At 58.0% G+C, this 17,749-nt stretch carries 21 protein-coding genes; all 21 read right to left on the minus strand.

What is annotated here, in order from left to right; all coding sequences use genetic code 11:
• Window positions 1–102 precede the first annotated feature (102 nt).
• The 21 genes from C6Y62_RS02515 to motA all read right to left on the minus strand — a co-directional run bounded on the left by C6Y62_RS02515 (window position 103) and on the right by motA (window position 17,614).
• Window positions 103–1,041, minus strand: a complete 939-nt coding sequence (locus C6Y62_RS02515) for a flagellin N-terminal helical domain-containing protein (RefSeq protein WP_173952655.1) — start codon at window positions 1,039–1,041, stop codon at window positions 103–105.
• 348 nt (window positions 1,042–1,389) lie between these two features.
• A complete protein-coding gene (locus tag C6Y62_RS02520) occupies window positions 1,390–2,355 on the minus strand; it encodes a flagellin N-terminal helical domain-containing protein (protein ID WP_173952656.1) in 966 nt (321 codons plus the stop codon).
• Between the two features lie 273 nt (window positions 2,356–2,628).
• Window positions 2,629–3,594, minus strand: a complete 966-nt coding sequence (locus tag C6Y62_RS02525) for a flagellin N-terminal helical domain-containing protein (RefSeq protein WP_173952657.1) — start codon at window positions 3,592–3,594, stop codon at window positions 2,629–2,631.
• A gap of 286 nt (window positions 3,595–3,880) precedes the next feature.
• Window positions 3,881–4,846: a flagellin N-terminal helical domain-containing protein gene (locus C6Y62_RS02530; RefSeq protein WP_173952658.1), complete on the minus strand. Its 966-nt coding sequence runs from the start codon at window positions 4,844–4,846 to the stop codon at window positions 3,881–3,883.
• Window positions 4,847–5,074: 228 nt separating this feature from the next.
• Window positions 5,075–6,013: a flagellin N-terminal helical domain-containing protein gene (locus tag C6Y62_RS02535; RefSeq protein WP_173952659.1), complete on the minus strand. Its 939-nt coding sequence runs from the start codon at window positions 6,011–6,013 to the stop codon at window positions 5,075–5,077.
• Between the two features lie 178 nt (window positions 6,014–6,191).
• A complete protein-coding gene (gene fliP / locus C6Y62_RS02540; RefSeq protein WP_068462087.1) occupies window positions 6,192–6,986 on the minus strand; it encodes a flagellar type III secretion system pore protein FliP in 795 nt (264 codons plus the stop codon).
• Window positions 6,983–7,492 (minus strand): flagellar basal body-associated FliL family protein, encoded by a 510-nt coding sequence (locus C6Y62_RS02545; RefSeq protein ID WP_173952660.1) that lies wholly within the window; start codon window positions 7,490–7,492, stop codon window positions 6,983–6,985. The genes fliP and C6Y62_RS02545 overlap by 4 nt, the downstream gene beginning before the upstream one ends.
• A gap of 11 nt (window positions 7,493–7,503) precedes the next feature.
• A complete protein-coding gene (flgH, locus tag C6Y62_RS02550; protein ID WP_173952661.1) occupies window positions 7,504–8,223 on the minus strand; it encodes a flagellar basal body L-ring protein FlgH in 720 nt (239 codons plus the stop codon).
• Window positions 8,220–9,146: a MotE family protein gene (locus C6Y62_RS02555; RefSeq protein ID WP_173952662.1), complete on the minus strand. Its 927-nt coding sequence runs from the start codon at window positions 9,144–9,146 to the stop codon at window positions 8,220–8,222. The genes flgH and C6Y62_RS02555 overlap by 4 nt, the downstream gene beginning before the upstream one ends.
• A gap of 2 nt (window positions 9,147–9,148) precedes the next feature.
• Entirely contained in the window at window positions 9,149–10,324 is a 1,176-nt protein-coding gene (locus C6Y62_RS02560; RefSeq protein ID WP_083509665.1) for a flagellar basal body P-ring protein FlgI, read from the minus strand.
• Complete coding sequence (gene flgA, locus C6Y62_RS02565) at window positions 10,321–10,797, minus strand: flagellar basal body P-ring formation chaperone FlgA (RefSeq protein ID WP_157066725.1); 477 nt, start codon at window positions 10,795–10,797, stop codon at window positions 10,321–10,323. The genes C6Y62_RS02560 and flgA overlap by 4 nt, the downstream gene beginning before the upstream one ends.
• 2 nt (window positions 10,798–10,799) lie before the next feature.
• Entirely contained in the window at window positions 10,800–11,582 is a 783-nt protein-coding gene (gene flgG / locus C6Y62_RS02570) for a flagellar basal-body rod protein FlgG (RefSeq protein ID WP_068462076.1), read from the minus strand.
• Between the two features lie 10 nt (window positions 11,583–11,592).
• Window positions 11,593–11,910, minus strand: a complete 318-nt coding sequence (gene fliE, locus C6Y62_RS02575; RefSeq protein WP_068462074.1) for a flagellar hook-basal body complex protein FliE — start codon at window positions 11,908–11,910, stop codon at window positions 11,593–11,595.
• Window positions 11,910–12,329 (minus strand): flagellar basal body rod protein FlgC, encoded by a 420-nt coding sequence (flgC, locus tag C6Y62_RS02580; protein ID WP_068462071.1) that lies wholly within the window; start codon window positions 12,327–12,329, stop codon window positions 11,910–11,912. Before flgC ends, fliE begins: the two co-directional genes overlap by 1 nt.
• Before the next feature lie 2 nt (window positions 12,330–12,331).
• Window positions 12,332–12,712 carry a flagellar basal body rod protein FlgB gene (gene flgB / locus C6Y62_RS02585; protein ID WP_068462069.1) on the minus strand — a complete coding sequence of 127 codons (381 nt, stop codon included), beginning with the start codon at window positions 12,710–12,712 and terminating at the stop codon, window positions 12,332–12,334.
• Between the two features lie 41 nt (window positions 12,713–12,753).
• Window positions 12,754–13,245 (minus strand): hypothetical protein, encoded by a 492-nt coding sequence (locus C6Y62_RS02590; RefSeq protein ID WP_245281902.1) that lies wholly within the window; start codon window positions 13,243–13,245, stop codon window positions 12,754–12,756.
• Window positions 13,242–14,333 (minus strand): flagellar biosynthesis protein FlhB, encoded by a 1,092-nt coding sequence (gene flhB / locus C6Y62_RS02595; RefSeq protein ID WP_068462067.1) that lies wholly within the window; start codon window positions 14,331–14,333, stop codon window positions 13,242–13,244. Before flhB ends, C6Y62_RS02590 begins: the two co-directional genes overlap by 4 nt.
• A gap of 6 nt (window positions 14,334–14,339) precedes the next feature.
• Window positions 14,340–15,368, minus strand: a complete 1,029-nt coding sequence (locus C6Y62_RS02600) for a flagellar motor switch protein FliG (protein WP_068462065.1) — start codon at window positions 15,366–15,368, stop codon at window positions 14,340–14,342.
• A gap of 8 nt (window positions 15,369–15,376) precedes the next feature.
• On the minus strand, window positions 15,377–15,748 hold the full coding sequence (gene fliN / locus C6Y62_RS02605) for a flagellar motor switch protein FliN (RefSeq protein WP_083509664.1): 372 nt from the start codon (window positions 15,746–15,748) through the stop codon (window positions 15,377–15,379).
• Window positions 15,749–15,787: 39 nt separating this feature from the next.
• Window positions 15,788–16,720, minus strand: coding sequence for a flagellar motor switch protein FliM (locus tag C6Y62_RS02610; RefSeq protein ID WP_068462063.1), 933 nt, complete (start codon window positions 16,718–16,720; stop codon window positions 15,788–15,790).
• A gap of 3 nt (window positions 16,721–16,723) precedes the next feature.
• On the minus strand, window positions 16,724–17,614 hold the full coding sequence (gene motA, locus C6Y62_RS02615) for a flagellar motor stator protein MotA (protein ID WP_068462061.1): 891 nt from the start codon (window positions 17,612–17,614) through the stop codon (window positions 16,724–16,726).
• Window positions 17,615–17,749 lie beyond the last annotated feature (135 nt).

The following is a 17,749-nucleotide window of genomic DNA, read 5'->3' on the forward strand; positions in this document are numbered from 1 at the left end:
GCCGTCGTAACCTTTCGGGGGGAACCTTGCGCGAGACGTTCCAATGAGTGAGCCAGCCCCGTTTCCGGAAGCTGGCTCATTCAATTCATGCCAGTTGTGGCCTTACCGGAACAGGCTCAGGATGCTCTGGCTGGAGCTGTTGGCGATCGACAGCGCCTGAATGCCAAGTTGCTGCTTCACCTGCAGCGCCTGCAAACGGGTTGATTCGGCATTCATGTCAGCGTCAACGAGCTGGCTGATGCCGCTTTCGATCGAGTTCTTGAGGCTCGAAACGAACGACTGCTGGATGTCGATACGCGCCTTGGCAGCACCCAGAGTGGTGGCGCCGGCAGCCATCTCGGTGATCGCACGGTCCGAACCCTTGATGTAGCCATCAAGCGTTGCAAGGTCAGCCGTGCTGTCGGTCAGCGCCGAGATATTGATGTTAGCGATCGAGAACGTGCCGGCGGCATCAACCGCGCCGGTCGTGGCGTTACGGTTCGTGTCCAGAATGCCCTTCGCACCGGCAGCGGAATCGAACAGCTTCATCGAACTCGTCTCGATCGAGATCGACTGAACCGAGATCGAACCGCCCGTACGGGCAATCGACGACACAACTTTCTTGGTCGAGTTATAGCCGGCAGCGGAAGAATCGACCGAAAGCCAGTTCTGGCCCTGCAGCGTGGCAGCGTCGGCCATGCCCTTGAGCTGCGACTGAAGTTCGGTGATTTCGGTCTGGATCTTGCCACGATCAAGACCGGGCTGAGCGGCAGCAACCAGCTTGTCCTTGATCTTCGATACGATGTTCTTGGCTTCGTCCATTGCCGTGTAAGCAACGTCGACGAAAGCTGCGCCAAGGCCGAGCGCGTCCTGCACCGTCGAGAGGGAAGAGTTGTCCGAACGCAGCGTGGTTGCGATCGACCAGTAAGCAGCGTTATCGGCTGCAGTGTTGACGCGCATGCCGGTAGAAATACGGCTCTGCGTCTGCGTCAATGCAGAGTTAGTGGACGTGAGAGAGCGGAGCGCCGTCATCGCGGCAACGTTGGTATTGATACTCGCCATTGTGTGTCCCTGCGAACGAGATACTGGGGGGACATACCGGACCAGCCGGTATGACAGTTCGGCATCATGCCTTTGGGTTCACGATACCCAACCTGTCATCACACAACACATATCCGATGAACTCTTGCGCGCGCCCTAACGACCAGGTCGCAACGTGCATACAATCGATGCGTCAAATACTCCGCTGATAATGTGCCTAATGATATCGCAACACGATTATTCGCGGCGGCGCACCAAACATGCAGCAGCGCTTCAAATCAGTTCACACGCAAACAAAAAAGAAGGCCAAGCCCTGGAGGAGCTCGACCTTCAGAAGTTAGGCGTCTGAAACGTGTAAGCGACGTAAGTTTAACGGAACAAACTCAGGATGCTCTGGCTTGAGCTGTTAGCAATCGCCAGTGCCTGAATGCCAAGCTGCTGCTTCACCTGCAGTGCTTGCAAGCGTGTAGACTCAGCATTCATGTCAGCGTCCACAAGCTGGCTGATGCCGCTTTCGATCGAGTTTTTGAGGCTCGACACAAACGACTGCTGAATATCAATTCGCGCTTTAGCTGCACCTAGCGTGGTGGCGCCTGCAGCCATTTCGCTGATCGCGAGATCGGCGGCTTTGATATAACCATCGAGCGTCGCAAGATGGGCGGCGCTATCCGTCAACGTAGAGATGTTCATTGTCGACAGACGGAAATCCGTCGCAGCTGGTGTACCCGGCTGCGTTGCGTGTCGTTCACCGGTCGTTCCATCACGATACGCGTCGATAATGCCCACGCCATCGTCTTGCGTGCTGGCGTCAAACAGCACCATCGAAGACGTATCGATAGAGATCGACTGCACCGAAATGCTGCCGCCAGACCGCGCAATCGAAGACACGATCTTCTTCGTTGCGTTGTAACCGGCCGCCTCGGAGTCAACCGACAGCCAGTTCTGGCCCTGCAGCGTTGCAGCGTCAGACATGCCCTTGAGCTGTGACTGCAGTTCGGTGATTTCAGTCTGGATTTTTCCACGATCAAGTCCGGGCTGGGCGGCAGCGACCAGCTTGTCCTTGATCTTGGTCATGATGTTCTTGGCTTCGTCCATCGCCGTATAGGCGACATCGACGAAAGCTGCGCCGAGACCGAGCGCGTCCTGCACCGTCGAAAGCGACGAGCTGTCGGAGCGCAGTGTGGTTGCAATCGACCAGTAAGCTGCGTTGTCAGCAGCAGTGTTGACGCGCATGCCTGTCGAAATACGACTTTGTGTCTGAACAAGAGAAGAATTGGTCGCGGTGAGAGCACGCAGCGCCGTCATCGCGGCGACGTTGGTATTGATACTTGCCATCAGGCTGTCCCTTCAAACGCAATACTTGCGGGACATACCGGGTCATGACCGGCATGACAGTCCGGCATCATGCCCTTGGGTTCGTTTGACCCAACCTGTCATGCACGAACATTTAGCTTTGAGCGTTTGCAAGCCGCCTAAAGAAACTCTTCAACTCTTATCTATCTGCCTGAAACAACCGTCGCCGACGCGGGCTGATGAAAAAACAATTAAAAAGAAAGCCAAGCCCTGGGAGGAGCTTGGCTTTCAATAGGCAGGCATCTGCTGTCCGGATTAACGGAACAGGCTCAGGATGCTCTGGCTGGAGCTGTTGGCGATCGACAGCGCCTGGATGCCAAGCTGCTGCTTGACCTGCAGTGCCTGCAAGCGGGTCGACTCTGCATTCATATCAGCGTCGACCAGCTGGCTGATGCCGCTCTCGATCGAGTCCTTCAAGCTGGAAACAAATGACTGCTGAATGTCGATGCGTGCCTTGGCAGCACCTAGCGTTGTCGCGCCGGCGGTCATCTCAGTGATTGCGCGATCAGCGCCCTTGATGAAGCCGTCGAGCGTTGCCTGATCCGCAGTGCTGTCGGTCAGCGTCGAGATATTGATGTCCGACAGACGGAAGTCCGTCGCAGCCGGGGTAGCAGGCTGGGTGGCATAGCGCACGCCGGTGGTGCCGTCGCGATATGCGTCGATGATGCCAACTCCGGCGACAGCCGCGTTGGAGTCGAACATGATCATCGAGCTGGTATTGATCGAAATCGACTGCACATTGATGGTGCCACCAGAACGCGCGATCGACGAAACAACCTGCTTCGACGCGTTATAGCCTGCTGCAGACGAGTCAACCGAAAGCCAGTTCTGGCCCTGCAGACTGGCAGCGTCGCCGATGCCCTTCAACTGAGACTGCAGTTCGGTGATTTCGGTCTGGATCTTCGCGCGGTCAAGGCCCGGCTGAGCGGCAGCGACCAGCTTGTCCTTGATCTTGGTCATGATGTTCTTGGCTTCGTCCATCGCCGTATAGGCGACATCGACGAAAGCTGCGCCGAGACCGAGCGCGTCCTGCACCGTCGAAAGCGACGAGCTATCCGAGCGAAGCGTGGTCGCGATCGACCAGTACGCGGCGTTGTCGGCGGCGGTGTTGACGCGCAGGCCGGTAGAAATGCGGTTTTGCGTCTGCTCAAGCGCAGAGTTCGTGGAGGTAAGAGAGCGCAGCGCCGTCATAGCGGCAACGTTGGTATTGATACTCGCCATTAGAGTGTCCCTTGGGATGACCTGTTTACAATCGGGACATGCCGGTCTCACCGGCACAACAGTTCGGCATCATGCCCTTGGGTTCGTGGCCCAACCTGTCATAGCCAATGCTTAATGATGAATACCTTGCATTCTAACTAACGCGGCGTCGCTTGACCGATGTTTCGACCGTGCGGCATTAACGCTCACAAAACGTACTGAACGAGACATAAACGGACGTCCAAATACGAAAAGGGCCAGACCTCTCAAGGATCCGGCCCTTTCAATAATGTTCGTTGAGCGTGTTTTAGCGGAACAGGCTCAGGATGCTCTGGCTGGAGCTGTTGGCGATCGACAGCGCCTGGATGCCAAGCTGCTGCTTCACCTGCAGCGCCTGCAAGCGGGTCGACTCTTCGTTCATGTCAGCGTCGACGAGCTGGCTGATACCGCCCTCAAGCGCATCCTTCAGGCTCGACACGAAGGTCTGCTGAATGTCGATGCGCGCCTTGGCGGCACCCAGTGCGGTTGCACCGGCTGCGAGTTCAGTGATCGCGCGATCCGCACCCTTGATGTAGCCATCGAGCGTCGCAAGATCGGCCGTGCTGTCGGTCAGCGCAGAGATGTTGATGCCGACGATGTTGAAGTCGGTAGCGGCAGGCGTGGCCGGCTGGGTTGGATAACGAATACCGGTGGTAGCGTTGCGGTATGCATCGAGAATGCCGACGCCTGCAACAGCCGCGTTCGAGTCAAACAACACCATCGACGACGTGTCGATCGTGATCGTCTGCACCGAGATCGTGCCGGCAGCACGCGCAATCGACGAAACGATATTCTTCGATGCGTTATATCCGGGCGCTGACGAATCCACTGAAAGCCAGTTCTGGCCCTGCAGAGTTGCAGCGTCAGCCATGCCCTTCAGCTGCGCCTGCAGCTCGGTGATTTCAGTCTGGATCTTCGCGCGATCAAGACCAGGCTGCGCAGCAGCAACCAGCTTGTCCTTGATCTTGATGACAAGGTTCTTCGCCTCATCAAGCGCCGTATACGCCACGTCAACCGTCGCAGCGCCGAGGCCGAGAGCGTCCTGCACCGTCGAAAGCGCCGACGTGTCGGACTTCATGGTCGTGGCGATCGACCAGTAAGCTGCATTGTCGGCCGCCGTGTTAACGCGCAGACCGGTCGAAATACGATCCTGTGTGCGCGTGAGGGCGTCGTTAGTTGAAGTCAGAGAGCGCAGCGCGGTCATCGCTGCAATGTTCGTGTTGATACTAGCCATTGGTGGCCTGTCCCTTAGAAAAATTGTTGCTCATGGGGACATGCCGGATCAATTCCGGCACGGCGTATCGGCATCATGCCCTTGGGCGAAAACCGCCCAACCCGCCGTTGCATTACAGGCCTAGCAACCGATCACAAGAATCGTCGCTGATACGAAATACAAAAAGCCTTCGATAATTACCTTGGCGCACGCAATAAATCAGCGCCAAGGCTAACCTTGCCGATCCTGTTACTTGAACAGGCTCAGGATGCTCTGGCTGGAGCTGTTGGCGATCGACAGCGCCTGGATGCCAAGCTGCTGCTTCACCTGCAGCGCCTGCAAGCGGGTCGACTCTTCATTCATGTCAGCGTCGACGAGCTGGCTGATACCGCCCTCAAGCGCGTCCTTCAGGCTGGCCACGAAGGTCTGCTGAATGTCGATGCGTGCCTTGGCAGCGCCCAGTGTCGTCGCGCCTGCAGCCAGATCGGTAATCGCGCGATCGGCACCCTTAATGTAGCCATCGAGGATGGCCATATGCGCGGTGCTGTCCGTCAACGCCGAGATGTTCAACGTTGCAATGTTGAACGTACCTGCCGGATCGACTACGCCGGTAGCTGCATCGCGCATCGAATCGAGAATGCCGGCAGCCGTAGCGCTGTTGTCGTACAGAACCATGCCAGCAGTGTTGATGGAAATGGTCTGCACCGAAATGGTGCCTGCGGCGCGCGCAATCGACGAAACCACCTGCTTGGTTGCAGTGTAGCCGGCCGCGGACGAATCCACCGAAAGCCAGTTCTGGCCTTGCAGGCTCGCTGCGTCGGCGATGCCCTTCAACTGCGACTGCAGCTCGGTGATTTCCGTCTGAATCTTTTCGCGATCAAGACCGGGCTGTGCAGCAGCGACCAGCTTGTCCTTGATCTTGATTACGAGGTTCTTCGCCTCATCAAGCGCCGTATAGGCGACATCGATGGTGGCTGCACCGAGACCCAGGGCATCCTGCACCGTCGAAAGCGCTGACGTGTCCGACTTCATGGTCGTAGCGATCGACCAGTAAGCCGCGTTATCAGCAGCCGTGCTGACGCGCAGACCGGTCGAAATACGATCCTGCGTGCGCGTGAGTGCATCGTTGGTTGATGTCAGAGAGCGCAGCGCTGTCATTGCTGCGATGTTCGTATTGATACTAGCCATTTTGGAAGCCTGTCCCGAGGAGTTAGTGTTGCTTATGGGACATGCCGGATCACCATTCCGGCACGGCGGCTCGGCATCATGCCCTTGAGCGGAAACCGCCCAACCCGCCGTGTGACGCTACTCAACCATCTACCGCTGAAGAACTGGTTAACGAAACGCAACCATTCGCTCAAAAAAGCTACACATAGGAGCGAATCAGACCGCCGACGAGCAAATTCCAGCCATCGATCAGAACAAAAAACAGGATCTTGAACGGCAACGATATGATCGTTGGCGGCAACATCATCATGCCCATCGACATGGTCAAAGTTGCAACGATCATGTCGATCACGAGAAACGGCAGAACCATCAGAAACCCGATCTCAAAACCGCGCCGCAGTTCAGAGATCATGAAGGCCGGGATCAGAATCCGCAGCTCGATGTTTTCATCCGTTTGCGGCGGAGGTGGCGGGGGCGGCGTTTCAGTCTGCTCGCCTTGCGATCCATTTTGACGGGGCCACAGCCGTTCGTGCGCCAGATCGTAGAACAGCTTCAAATCTTTGTCGCGCACGTTCGCCAGCATGAATGATCGAAACGGCGCTACGATTTGCGTAAAGGCTTCCTCTTCGCTGATCTTATTTTCAATGAGCGGAGCAACACCGTTTTTCCAGGCCTTGTCGAATGTCGGCGTCATTACATACAGCGTCATGAACAGCGCCAGGCTGATCAGGATCAGGTTGGCCGGTGTTGTTTGCAGACCGATACCCGAGCGCAGAAAGGAAAGCGCTACAACGAACCGGGTAAAGCAGGTCACCATCACCAAAATGCCAGGCGCTATCGACAGCACCGTGATCAGCATCACGAACTGAATGATGCGGCCCGCGGCAGAGGCATCGCCCTGCGGCAACAGCTCCTCCAGGCTCGGCAGTGTTTGCGCCGCTGCGTGAACAGTCCCAAGACCGAGCAACAGCACAATCAGAAGGGCTCGCTTCATTCGACTATGAGCCCCTGGATAATGATTTCACGGACGTTGCCATCACTGCGCGCCCGCACCCGATCATTCAGATCCTCACTGAGATGCTGAAAGCCGGACGCACCTTGAATGCGTTCAATCGGCACTGTGCGCAGAAAGGCAACGATGTCCTCCGTGATGCGGGCCACCAGCGCGTCAGCGTCATCAGGCACCACGTCGAACACCAGCGATGCTTCAATCCTGATCCACGTCGAACTGGAGCCGGCGAGATTGGTGACGATGGGCGTGAGCGGCCGCAGCTTGGAACTTTCCATCTTCAGTCGCTCGCCCAGATAACCGGCTGGCTTGGCTTGCTCGACAACCTCGGTCCCCGCTCCGCGCAACAGCAGCTGCTGACCTAAAACGAATCCAACACCCGCCGCAGCCAGCGTCAACACAACGACAGCCAACAGGAAGTATCCGGTCGAAAGCGAAGACGACTTCTGGTCGTTTTCGGAAATCGTTTCATCCATGGCTGCTGCTGTCATTTCCCAACCGGTTAGAACGGAGAGATATTGTCGACGAGCTGCTGACCCCACGGGGGCTGCTGCACTTCCATCAGACGTCCGCGGCCGCCATAAGCGATACGCGCTTCGGCAATTTTCTCATAGGCGATCGAATTGTCCGCCGAGATATCCAACGGCCGGATGATGCCCGCAACATTCAGAATACGCATCTCGAAATTGACGCGCACCTCCTGCGAGCCGCTAATCACGAGATTGCCGTTTGGCAGCACATCGGAGACCACGGCCGCAACCAGCAGCTCGATCTTTTCAGACCGCTCGATGCCGCCTTCGCTTTTCGTCCGCGTCTTCGAGCCAGTGCCGATATCAAACGCGCCTTGACCGCCTACTGCACCACCCGTTGATGCGAAATCGTAGGAATAGTCGAAGCCGAGCTCATTCGAAGCATCGCGCTTACGTTCAGAATCGTTGGCTATCGACGCCTTGTCCTTGATCGAAATTCGCACTGTTACGGTGTCGCCGATACGCCGCGCACGCAGATCCGAGAACAGGTCCGCGCGCGAATCCTGCCAGATAGACGAGTTGCCTCGATAAACATTCTGCGGCGCAGCTTCCGTGATCATGGAGACGCGCTTGGGCACCATGCCGCTGCCGACCGGCGTCATGTGCGGCTCGCGATTGAAGTCACGCACATCAACAGCGCACGCGCCCATGATGGGCGCGACAATCAAGAGCACTGCAAGCCTTGCGATCATGATCTTCCCCCGCCTGGGTAGGCTTGCGCTGGCATTTCATCTACCGGCTGCGCAACACCCGGCGTCGGAGTGGAGGATGTCGGCCGACGCGGCGCTGCGACGGCTTTAGGTCTGCGGACGGAGCCAGCAATCGTGCCGGCAAGACGTGCAGCTTTTTCCGGTGCCATCTCGTTCAGAATCGCGCTGGCATTCTGCGGCTCCAGCTTCAGCAGCAGAGACGCCGCGGTTTCTTCATCCATCTCGACCAGCTGTGGCGCCGCGGAATCCGGCTCCATCTGCGCGTAGATGTTCACCAGCGAAGCATTGGCGCGCAGCAGGAACGCATCGCGACGTTCCACCCAGCTGCGCAACTCCTGCGTCTTCTGTTCCAGCGTCGCAATCCGCTGCGCGACCTGCTGCTCCATTTCCGTCAGCTTCGAGCGCTGCACGGCAATGCGCGCGTCCGCCGCTGCGCTGGAAATGGCAACGCAGTATCCCTTCGCAAGATCGGAATTTGCATCGTCGACCGAGCCGGTCACGATCGGATCGCCGACCATCTGCCCATCATCGTTGAACAGCCGCGCGCTTTCTTCCAACGGTGGTGGAACACGCGCGCCGCTGCTGGGAATCGATCCCGTGACGATTTCGTCGAACTCATCGATCGGCTCAGCTTTACCGCTGACAGGCGCAGCTGCGGCAACCGGCGGCTGCGGTTTCATCTTCGGCAATGGCGGCGAAGCTGCCGGCCTGGGCGCTGGAATAGAGCGAGCGGCACGGGCGAGCGCGCTAGACGGAGACAACCTCCCCGTGGCGGCATCCGTCGGCGCTTCATCAACCGACGCTGCCCATCCCATTTGCGCCGACGACGGCGACACGGTGCCGACCAATGCGATCCAGAGCACCGTCAGCGCCGCGCATGCAGCATATCGATCAACAGCGCTCATCATCATTGCACCACGAGGTCAGCTTGCAGCGCGCCGGCTGATTTGATTGCCTGAAGCACCGCGATAACGCCCTGCGGCTTGAGACCCATTCGATTCAGGCCGAGCACCAGCACATTCAGGTTTGTACCTTGAACGATGCGCAAGGCGCCGCCCTGCTCGAATGACGATATGTTGGTTTCCGGCGTCACGACTGTCTGGCCTTCGGAGAACGGCAACGGTTGCGACACCTGCGGAGTTTCCGTCACGGTCACGGTCAGATTTCCGTGACTGACTGCGACGGTCGAAATGGTCACGTCGCGACCGATAACGATCGTGCCTGTGCGTTCGTCAACGACCACGATCGCCGGCACATCCGGCTCGACTATCAATTCACCTATTTCCGCCATCAAACGCGTTGGCGACATGTTGGGTGGACGCTTCACTGCAACGCTGCGCAGATCGGCGGCGCGCGCAAGTTCCATTCCGAACCGATCGAGGCCATAGGCATTGATGGCATCGGAGATGCGAATAGCCGTTGCAAAATCCGGGTTGCGCAGTTCAAGGCCCAGAAACTCGACTTCCAGGAACTGGCCCGGTGCCTCGCGCTCGACCAGCGCGCCGTTGGGAATGCGCGCCGAGGTCGGCACGTTCTGCGTCATCGTCTGGGCAGCGCCCGTGATTTGATACCCGGAAACTGTCAGCTGTCCCTGTGCTACCGCATAGACCAGATTATCCGCGCCATGCAGCGCTGTCATGATCAGCGTGCCGCCCAGCAGCGATGTCGCATCGCCAAGCGATGAAACTGTAACGTCAATAGTGGTTCCGGTTTGCGCGAACGCCGGCAGTTCTGCCGTCACCACCACGGCGGCAGTGTTGCGCGTGCGCGTGTTCTGCCGCCGGATGTTTACGCCAAGCCGATCCAGCATCGCTTGCATCGACTGTTGCGTGAACGGCGAATTGCGCAGGCTGTCGCCCGTTCCGTTGAGGCCGATCACCAAGCCATAACCAACAAGCTGGTTCGGCCGCACGCCCTGAACACTGACGATGTTTTTCAGGCGCGTCGGCGATCCGACCTTAGGCAACCCGGACGGGCCCATATCACCATAAAACTGGCCACCGACATCAGCACTGTAGGTGCCGCCGGAGCCCAGCAGAAAGATGGCGCACAGCAGGCTCGCCAGTGCCAACGCTCGCGTCATTGATCCCCCACATGCACAGATCCGTCCGGACCGATCCGGCCATGAATGATCCGCCCGCTGTCAGGATTGCGAACCGAAATAACATCACCGGAGCCGCCGTTCTGCAGCGCGATTGCATTCGCGGTGATGGTCAGAGCGCCTGCCTTGAACACAACCAACGTAGACTGGCCTTGCTTTACTGCATGAGGCTCGCGGACAGCGGCGTGTGCAATCGGCTTGCCCGGCAGCAATGTGAGACGGGAGATCTTGCCAAGCAGAGCTTCCCGGTCCGTCGTTACCGAGGTGTCACCATTCAGACGGAAGGCGCGGTCGACGAGCATGTTGCTCTCGATCACCTGACCTGGATAGATCGTAACGCGTGGCACCGGCAGCATCGTCGGCTGCGCAGGCGCTGGCGCAACGCTGACAAACGCCGTCGCGAACATGACGATCGCTATCTCAAGCAAACGGGTTCCGAAAGAATGAGTTTTCACGGCTATCTCCGTGCAACCGTGCTGTACATTTCATCCACTGCCTGGATGACCTTTGAGTTCATCTCATAGGAACGCTGCGCGGTGATCAGCTCGGTGATTTCCTTCACCGGATCAACATTCGACAGCTCAAGGTAGCCCTGCTCGATTGTACCGAAGCTCGGATCGCCCGGCACACCGACAACAGCCGTGCCCGAGGCTGGCGTCTCGCGATAAAGATTGCCACCCATGGGCGACAGGCCCGCATCGTTGGCGAAGTTTGCCAACGTCAACTGACCCAGCGACTGCAACTCAGTCTGCGTGCCGATACGCGCAAACACTTCGCCGGTCTGGTTGATCACAACCTCGACGGTGTCCTGCGGAAACGTAATCTGCGGCTGAATGAGATAGCCATCCATCGTCACAAGCTGGCCTTCAGCGTTCTTGTTGAACGCACCAGCGCGCGTGTAATAAGTCTCGCCATTCGCTGCTTCGATCTGGAACCAGCCACGGCCGTTGATGGCCACGTCTAGCTTGTTATTGGTGCTGCTCAGCGCGCCCTGGCTGTGCAGATTGCGGATCGCCGCATTCCGCACACCGAGACCTACGTGCGCACCTTCCGGAATAGGCGTCTGGTTGCCACGGTTCGGCACGCCGGCAGAACGCTCGGTCTGATACAGAAGATCGGTGAACTCTGCGCGCGAGCGTTTGAACGAAGTGGTGTTGATGTTCGCGATGTTGTTCGCGATCACTTCAACGTTCAACTGCTGGGCGTTCATGCCGGTAGCGGCGATGGCGAGCGCTCTCATGATCTATTCCTCAAATTGTCATGCGGCTGACTTCCAGGTACGCCGCGACAACCTTGTCGCGTACCGCTACCGCAGCCTGGAGTTGCTGTTCGGCGGCCATCACGGACTCGACCACCTTTTGCACCGACGCCTTGTCCTGCACGCCCGAGATGGAAACGGCCTCGGCAGTCTTGAGCGTTTCCATCGCGTCAGAAGCCATCCGCGTCAGCATCGATCCGAAGTCGCTGGACGCTTCCTGCGTAGCATCACTCTTCCGGATCGACGTGCTGCTCTGAACAGGCGCACTCTGCGATACTCCGGATACGCCGGTGATCATCTGATCCAGCATTACGTGCTCCTCAACAGGTCGACGGTCATCATGACCATGGCGCGGGACTGCTTCATCATCTGCAGGTTCGCTTCGTAGGAGCGATTGGCCTCGCGCATGTCGGCCATTTCAACCAGCATGTTGACGTTGGGATATTTCACGTTGCCATCCTCGTCGGCAGCGGGATGGTTCGGATTGCGTTCGATGCGGAATGGCGCCTGATCGGTTCCAATCTGATCGACCGCGATCACGCTCGCGCCAAGAACATCGTCAAACCGGTTGACGAAATTTACGGTTTTGCGGGCATACGGATCGCCACCAGGTGTATTGGCGGTCGAATGCGCGTTCGCCATGTTTTCGGCGATGACACGCATGCGGCGAGACTGAGCATCGAGGCCCGCCGCGGAGATCTTTTGAGATACGTTGAGTGGATCAAACACGGTCAGACCTTCGTGCTCGTTAGCAGCATGCGATGAAACGCTTTGATCACGCCGTTATTCAGGGAGAACGCAGCGTTGACTTCTCCCGACTTCACCAACTCACGTTCAATGCTTACGGAGTTTCCCGATTCAGTGGTGTGCCAGGCGGCCTCATTGGTCACGGCATCACCGCCACCGTAAGTGCTCGTATCGCGCAAATGGCCCGGATCGCTGGCCGCAAGATCAGGACGAACGGCCTGCAGAACTTCCGCAAACGGCTGCACGTCGCGCGCTCTGTAGCCAGGCGTGTTGGCGTGCGCGATGTTGCTGGTGATCGTTTCCTGCCGCACCGATAGCCAGGTGTTGCGCTGAGAAGCGATGCCGAAAAGATATATTGAGTTCATGCCGATAGCCGCGCTTTATGTCTGCGTAGCTGAATACCGGCCTAAGCTTGTCCCAGGCTTGTCGCAGCCTGATCAGCCGCTTTCCACAAAGCCAGCTCGGTGAAATCGGCCACAGGGTCGAGGCGCGCATCGGCGAGAGCCTCAACCAGCCGCCGCGTATTCTCGTCTGGCGAATCAGCAGCGCCTTCGAATGTCAGATAGGTAATTTCGACGCCAGCCTGTTCGGCTTCGAGGATCAGCCGGAAATAGACGCTGACGCTGCGGTGTCGAAATTCCATATCAAGCGCGATCGCAGGCTGACGATCCCAAGACAGCTCAACGTCGCCAGATTGACCGAATGCGATGGTGCCGGGCTTGAAGAACAGCTCGGCCGACGAAGCAACAAGATTGGCAATGTTGGCGAAGCGCTCAGTTCGGACAAACGTAATGTAATCCGCCGGCTCAACCAACCGAAGGTCGGAAGCCAATTCTCGGATGCCGAGACCTAATGCCCGTTCGCGATCGTAGGTGAATCTATCGCCGTTGCTCTTCATTTAGTCGACCCGCTGGAGGGGACCGGCTTTCCGCGCGACATAAGATACAGGATCACGTTGGCCACAGCCCTGTAGAACTCTGGCGGAATAAGCTGATCAATCTCCACTTTATCGTACAGCGACCTTGCCAGAAGCTTGTCTTCGACAACAGGAATGTCGTGTTCTTCTGCGATCGATCGAATTTTCAGCGCAATGATATCCAGGCCCTTTGCGACAACGACGGGGGCCTGATTTTCCGTGCGGACGTAACGCAGCGCAATCGCATAGTGCGTCGGATTTACTATCACGACAGTCGCTTCAGGCACGCGTGCGATCATGCGCTTGCGTGCCCGATCCCGCGCCAGTGATCGCATGCGCGATTTGACGATCGGATCGCCGTCGGATTGCTTGTGCTCGTCTTTGACTTCCTGCTTGGTCATCCGCAATTCGCGCCGCCAATAGAAGCGCGACCAGAGCAGATCCAGAATGACGAGCAGCATGATGCCAACGACCACTGACGCAAACAGCCAGATGATCATGCCCTGCAACAGTCCGGGCAGAGCATAAGGCGACATGAACATCGAGTTGAAAACGTCATAACGTGCCGCGCGCATGATGACGTAAGCGAGACACGCAAGAATAATGAACTTCGACGTGCCCTTGAGGAATTCAATCCAGCCCTGAACACCGAATAGGCGCTTCCATCCGGACTTCAGAGAGATACGCGACAGCTTCGGTTGCACACGGTCGATCACCATGCGCGGCTGATTCTGGATCAGCGAGCTGCCCAATCCGGCTGCGGCAAGAATGAGAACGACGGGCAGCACCAGCTTGGCTGCATCAAGGTTCACGGCACCGAAAACCTGCACCACGTCGGCAGTGTTTTCTAACTGCCACTTGCCGGGGTTATCGAGAAACCCCTTCAGCGAAGCCGCAAGCTCGATTGCACTACCGACAATGAAAAATGCAGTGATGACAATCAAGGCAGCGAGCGAGCCAAAGACCGGCAGCTCTTTCGAGAAGGGGACGTTGCCCTTTTCCAAGGCGTCCCGAACTTTCTTGTCGGTCGCCTCTTCTGTCTTGCTGTCCTTATCGGTGTTCTCGGACATTCACGATCAATCGGGACTGTCGTCGGTTATACGATCTTCCATCGTAATCTCACCGCGCCCCATCAATGCAAGCACGGTAGCCACAATGGCACGGCGAGCTTCATCGATATCCCGCGCACGGGCCGGCGGCGCTGCCTCCAGCTCGGCCTCGACCATACGGCGCTGACGGGCCGTCATGGTTTGCAGAATGGCTTCCTGCAGATCCGAATCAGCGCCATTCATCGCCAGCACGACCTGCTCCGTCGGCACCTTCTCGATGACAAGCGCCCGCGCCCTCGACTTGAGGTTCGCGATATCGGCAAACGAGAACAGCATGCTCTTGAGTTCGTTCGCATCATCGGGCCGCGTTGCGGCGATGCTTTTCAGAATCTCGTTCGCCTGAGAACCGTCCAGCTTGTTGATGATACCAGCGATCGTTTTGCGCGTTTCCGGATTTGGCGCCGACATCATCGTAGCCATCAAATCCTCGCGGATTCCGGTCTCAATGGCTGCCATCGCCGCTGCCGAAATGCCCTTAAGACCAAGCATGCGCCGCAACAGCGAATGGCGAGCTTCAGGTTCGAGCGTGCGCAGCAACCGTGCGCCGACGTTTGAATCGAGGCGCGAGAGTATCACCGCAATCGTCTGCGGATGTTCCTTCAGGATCAACGGCTGCAATACGTTATCGCGCAGCGGGACCAGACGCTCCCACACGGGCTGCGAATCATCAGGCTGATCGCTCATATACTGAGCAATCTCGTCCTCGCTCATCACATCGGTGAGCAGGCTTTTAACCTCTTCCGCCGTCCCCGCGAAATTGATGCCGCCGGTGAAGCTCTCGGCGAATTCCTCAATGAGCTCCTCAACTTCATCGGAGCTCACCGGGCGCAGCTTCGAACTGGAGCGCGTCAACATTCGCAGCTCGTCGGGATCGAGCCGGCGCAAAAGCTTGGCCGCCTTCGTCTTACCCAGCGCAAGCAGAAGTATGCCGACCTTTTCAGGGCCGGTCAGAGCATGGCGCTTTCCGCCGCTGCGATGCTGGTGAGAGGCGACCATTCAGGATCTTATGCCAGAGTTTCAGCCCCGGACGGGCCCACCACTTCAGTCAGCGAAATACCCAGGCGCGACGGATCATCATCCATGACGACCACTTCGCCGCGCGCAACGACACGCCCATTCACGATCACATCTACGGGCTCACCAAGCTTGCGATCAAGAGGGATGAGCGCGCCTCTCCCAAGTTTCATCAAGGCCGCAACAGGCATCGATGCCGAACCCAGCACGATTTTCACCGTCACCGGGATGCGCATGATGGTATCGAGGCTCAACCCCTCGGAGGCCGCTGCGGCCGCGGCAGCGTTGGGGATCTGATCGTAGAGCTGCGGTTCATCCGGCGCACCCTCCGTTTGCAGATTCAATGGGTCGAAGTCCGACATTCTATTTCCTCAACGTGCGCGCGTATCCCGGCCTGCTCGTTAGCTGGCAAGGATATCGTTCATGAATTCCTGCTCCTGATCGATGAAATCGCGAATACGCAGCGCGTAAGCGCCGTTCGACTTCCCGATCTCGCAATTGATCAACCGCTCACCATTACACTCGACTCGCAGAACGCTGTCCGGCGTAGCACCCAATCTGATGACCTTACCCACGGCAAAGCGCGCCACATCCGCCAGCGTCAGCTCCTGCTCATCGAGCACTGCCACAAGATCAACATTGGCGCGCGACACCTCGCTCTGGATTTTCTGGCTCCAGGCCGGATCGGGACGAACTGATTCGGGGCCAACGGTACGCGAAAGCTCATTCCGCATCGGACTGAGTACAGATTGAGACAGCATCAGTGTGACAGCGCCGCCAAAGCCATGCGCAAACATGTGGAACTTGGCCACCACAACCGGAACATTCATTCGCCCCAGCACATCATAGCTGACGCTGTGCTCCGTTGGGCCGACGGTGAAATTCGTCGGCGCAACGCTGGCAAACGCAAGCTCCAGCGCACTCGCGAACTGATTGAAGGCGAGTTGTGCAAGCCCCAGTTCGGTGCGCGTCAGCTCGCGGTCGGCCGACGCTGCAGGCTCAGAACCGTCGCCGCCGAGCAGCATCTCCACCAGCGTGAACACAAACTCGTGCTCTGCGCACAGGATGAGACGCGCATTCCAGTTCGGCGCTTCAACCACGCATGCAACCGCCTGTGTCGCACTGGACGGCATGACCGCGTTGGGCGGGCCGCTTTCTACCCCAACTAGCACGACCTCAGGCGTAGTTGAGGAAATGCTGCGGATCTGCTCGCTCCAGGAAGACGCAACCTTTTGCAGAATGGTGCGCAGCATCGGCATGCGCTCGACCAAATCCTGCGGACCGGCGAACAGGCCATCGCTCTTGCCACGTGTCTGGGTACTCGCCTGCACCATACCTTAAGCGGCCTCCGCGGCTGCTGCGTCTCCGCCGACATTTGAGGAGCTGAGCGCGATTTGCTCGACATCATCAATCGAGGGACGCTCGTTGAGGGAGATCGTCTTGCGACCGTGTTCAAGCGCGACCTGCGGCATCGCACCGTTCATGAAAGCCAGCAGCGTTTGCTTCACGATGACGTAAGCCCGAAGCTGCTTGTCACGCAATGTCTTGATCTTGGTGGCGACGGGAGAAACCACTGCATAAGACAGGAAAATGCCGGCGAACGTGCCAACCAGTGCCGCACCGATAAGTCCGCCAAGCACTTCCGGCGGCTCGTCCAGCGCGCCCATAGCCTTCACGACACCCAGAACCGCAGCAACGATTCCCAACGCCGGCAAGCCTTCGCCGACGCTGACCAGCGCATGATAGGGCTTCATCTTGTCGGTGCGCGCGGTTTGAATCTCTTCATCCATCAACGACTCAATCTCATGCGTACGTGCATTGCCGATAATGATCAGGCGGCAGTAATCGCAGATGAAGGTCGTGAGATCCCGGTTGGCTGCAACCGATGGAAAGCGCTGGAACAGAGGCGATTCGTCCGGACTGTCAATATGCTCTTCAACCTCATTGCGCGGCTTGCTCCTCAATTCGCGCATCACGAAGTAGAGGATGCCAAGCACCTCCAGGTATTCCTGCCGCCCCGGCGCATCACCCGTAAAAGCTTCCTTAATGCCCTTACCTGTATCCTTTATCGTTTTCACAGGGTTCGCGACGATGAATGTTCCAAGCGCGGCGCCGCCGATGATCACGTATTCCCACGGTTGCCATATGACGGCGACATGGCCGCCCATGGCGACAAAGCCGCCGAGCATGCACACCATGGTAACGAATAGACCTAGGGCAATGGTCACGTGACGGAATCCGAATGATTTTATCCTGTCTGGAGTTGAAGCATCACATCCTTGCGTGAAGCTGTAGGCCGCGGGCGAACCGGTGGCGGTTCTGGCACCAGCTTCGGGAAAGCCAACACGTGCAACCTCTGCGCC

The organism is Hyphomicrobium sulfonivorans (genome assembly GCF_013306565.1).
Lineage (GTDB): Bacteria > Pseudomonadota > Alphaproteobacteria > Rhizobiales > Hyphomicrobiaceae > Hyphomicrobium_A > Hyphomicrobium_A sulfonivorans.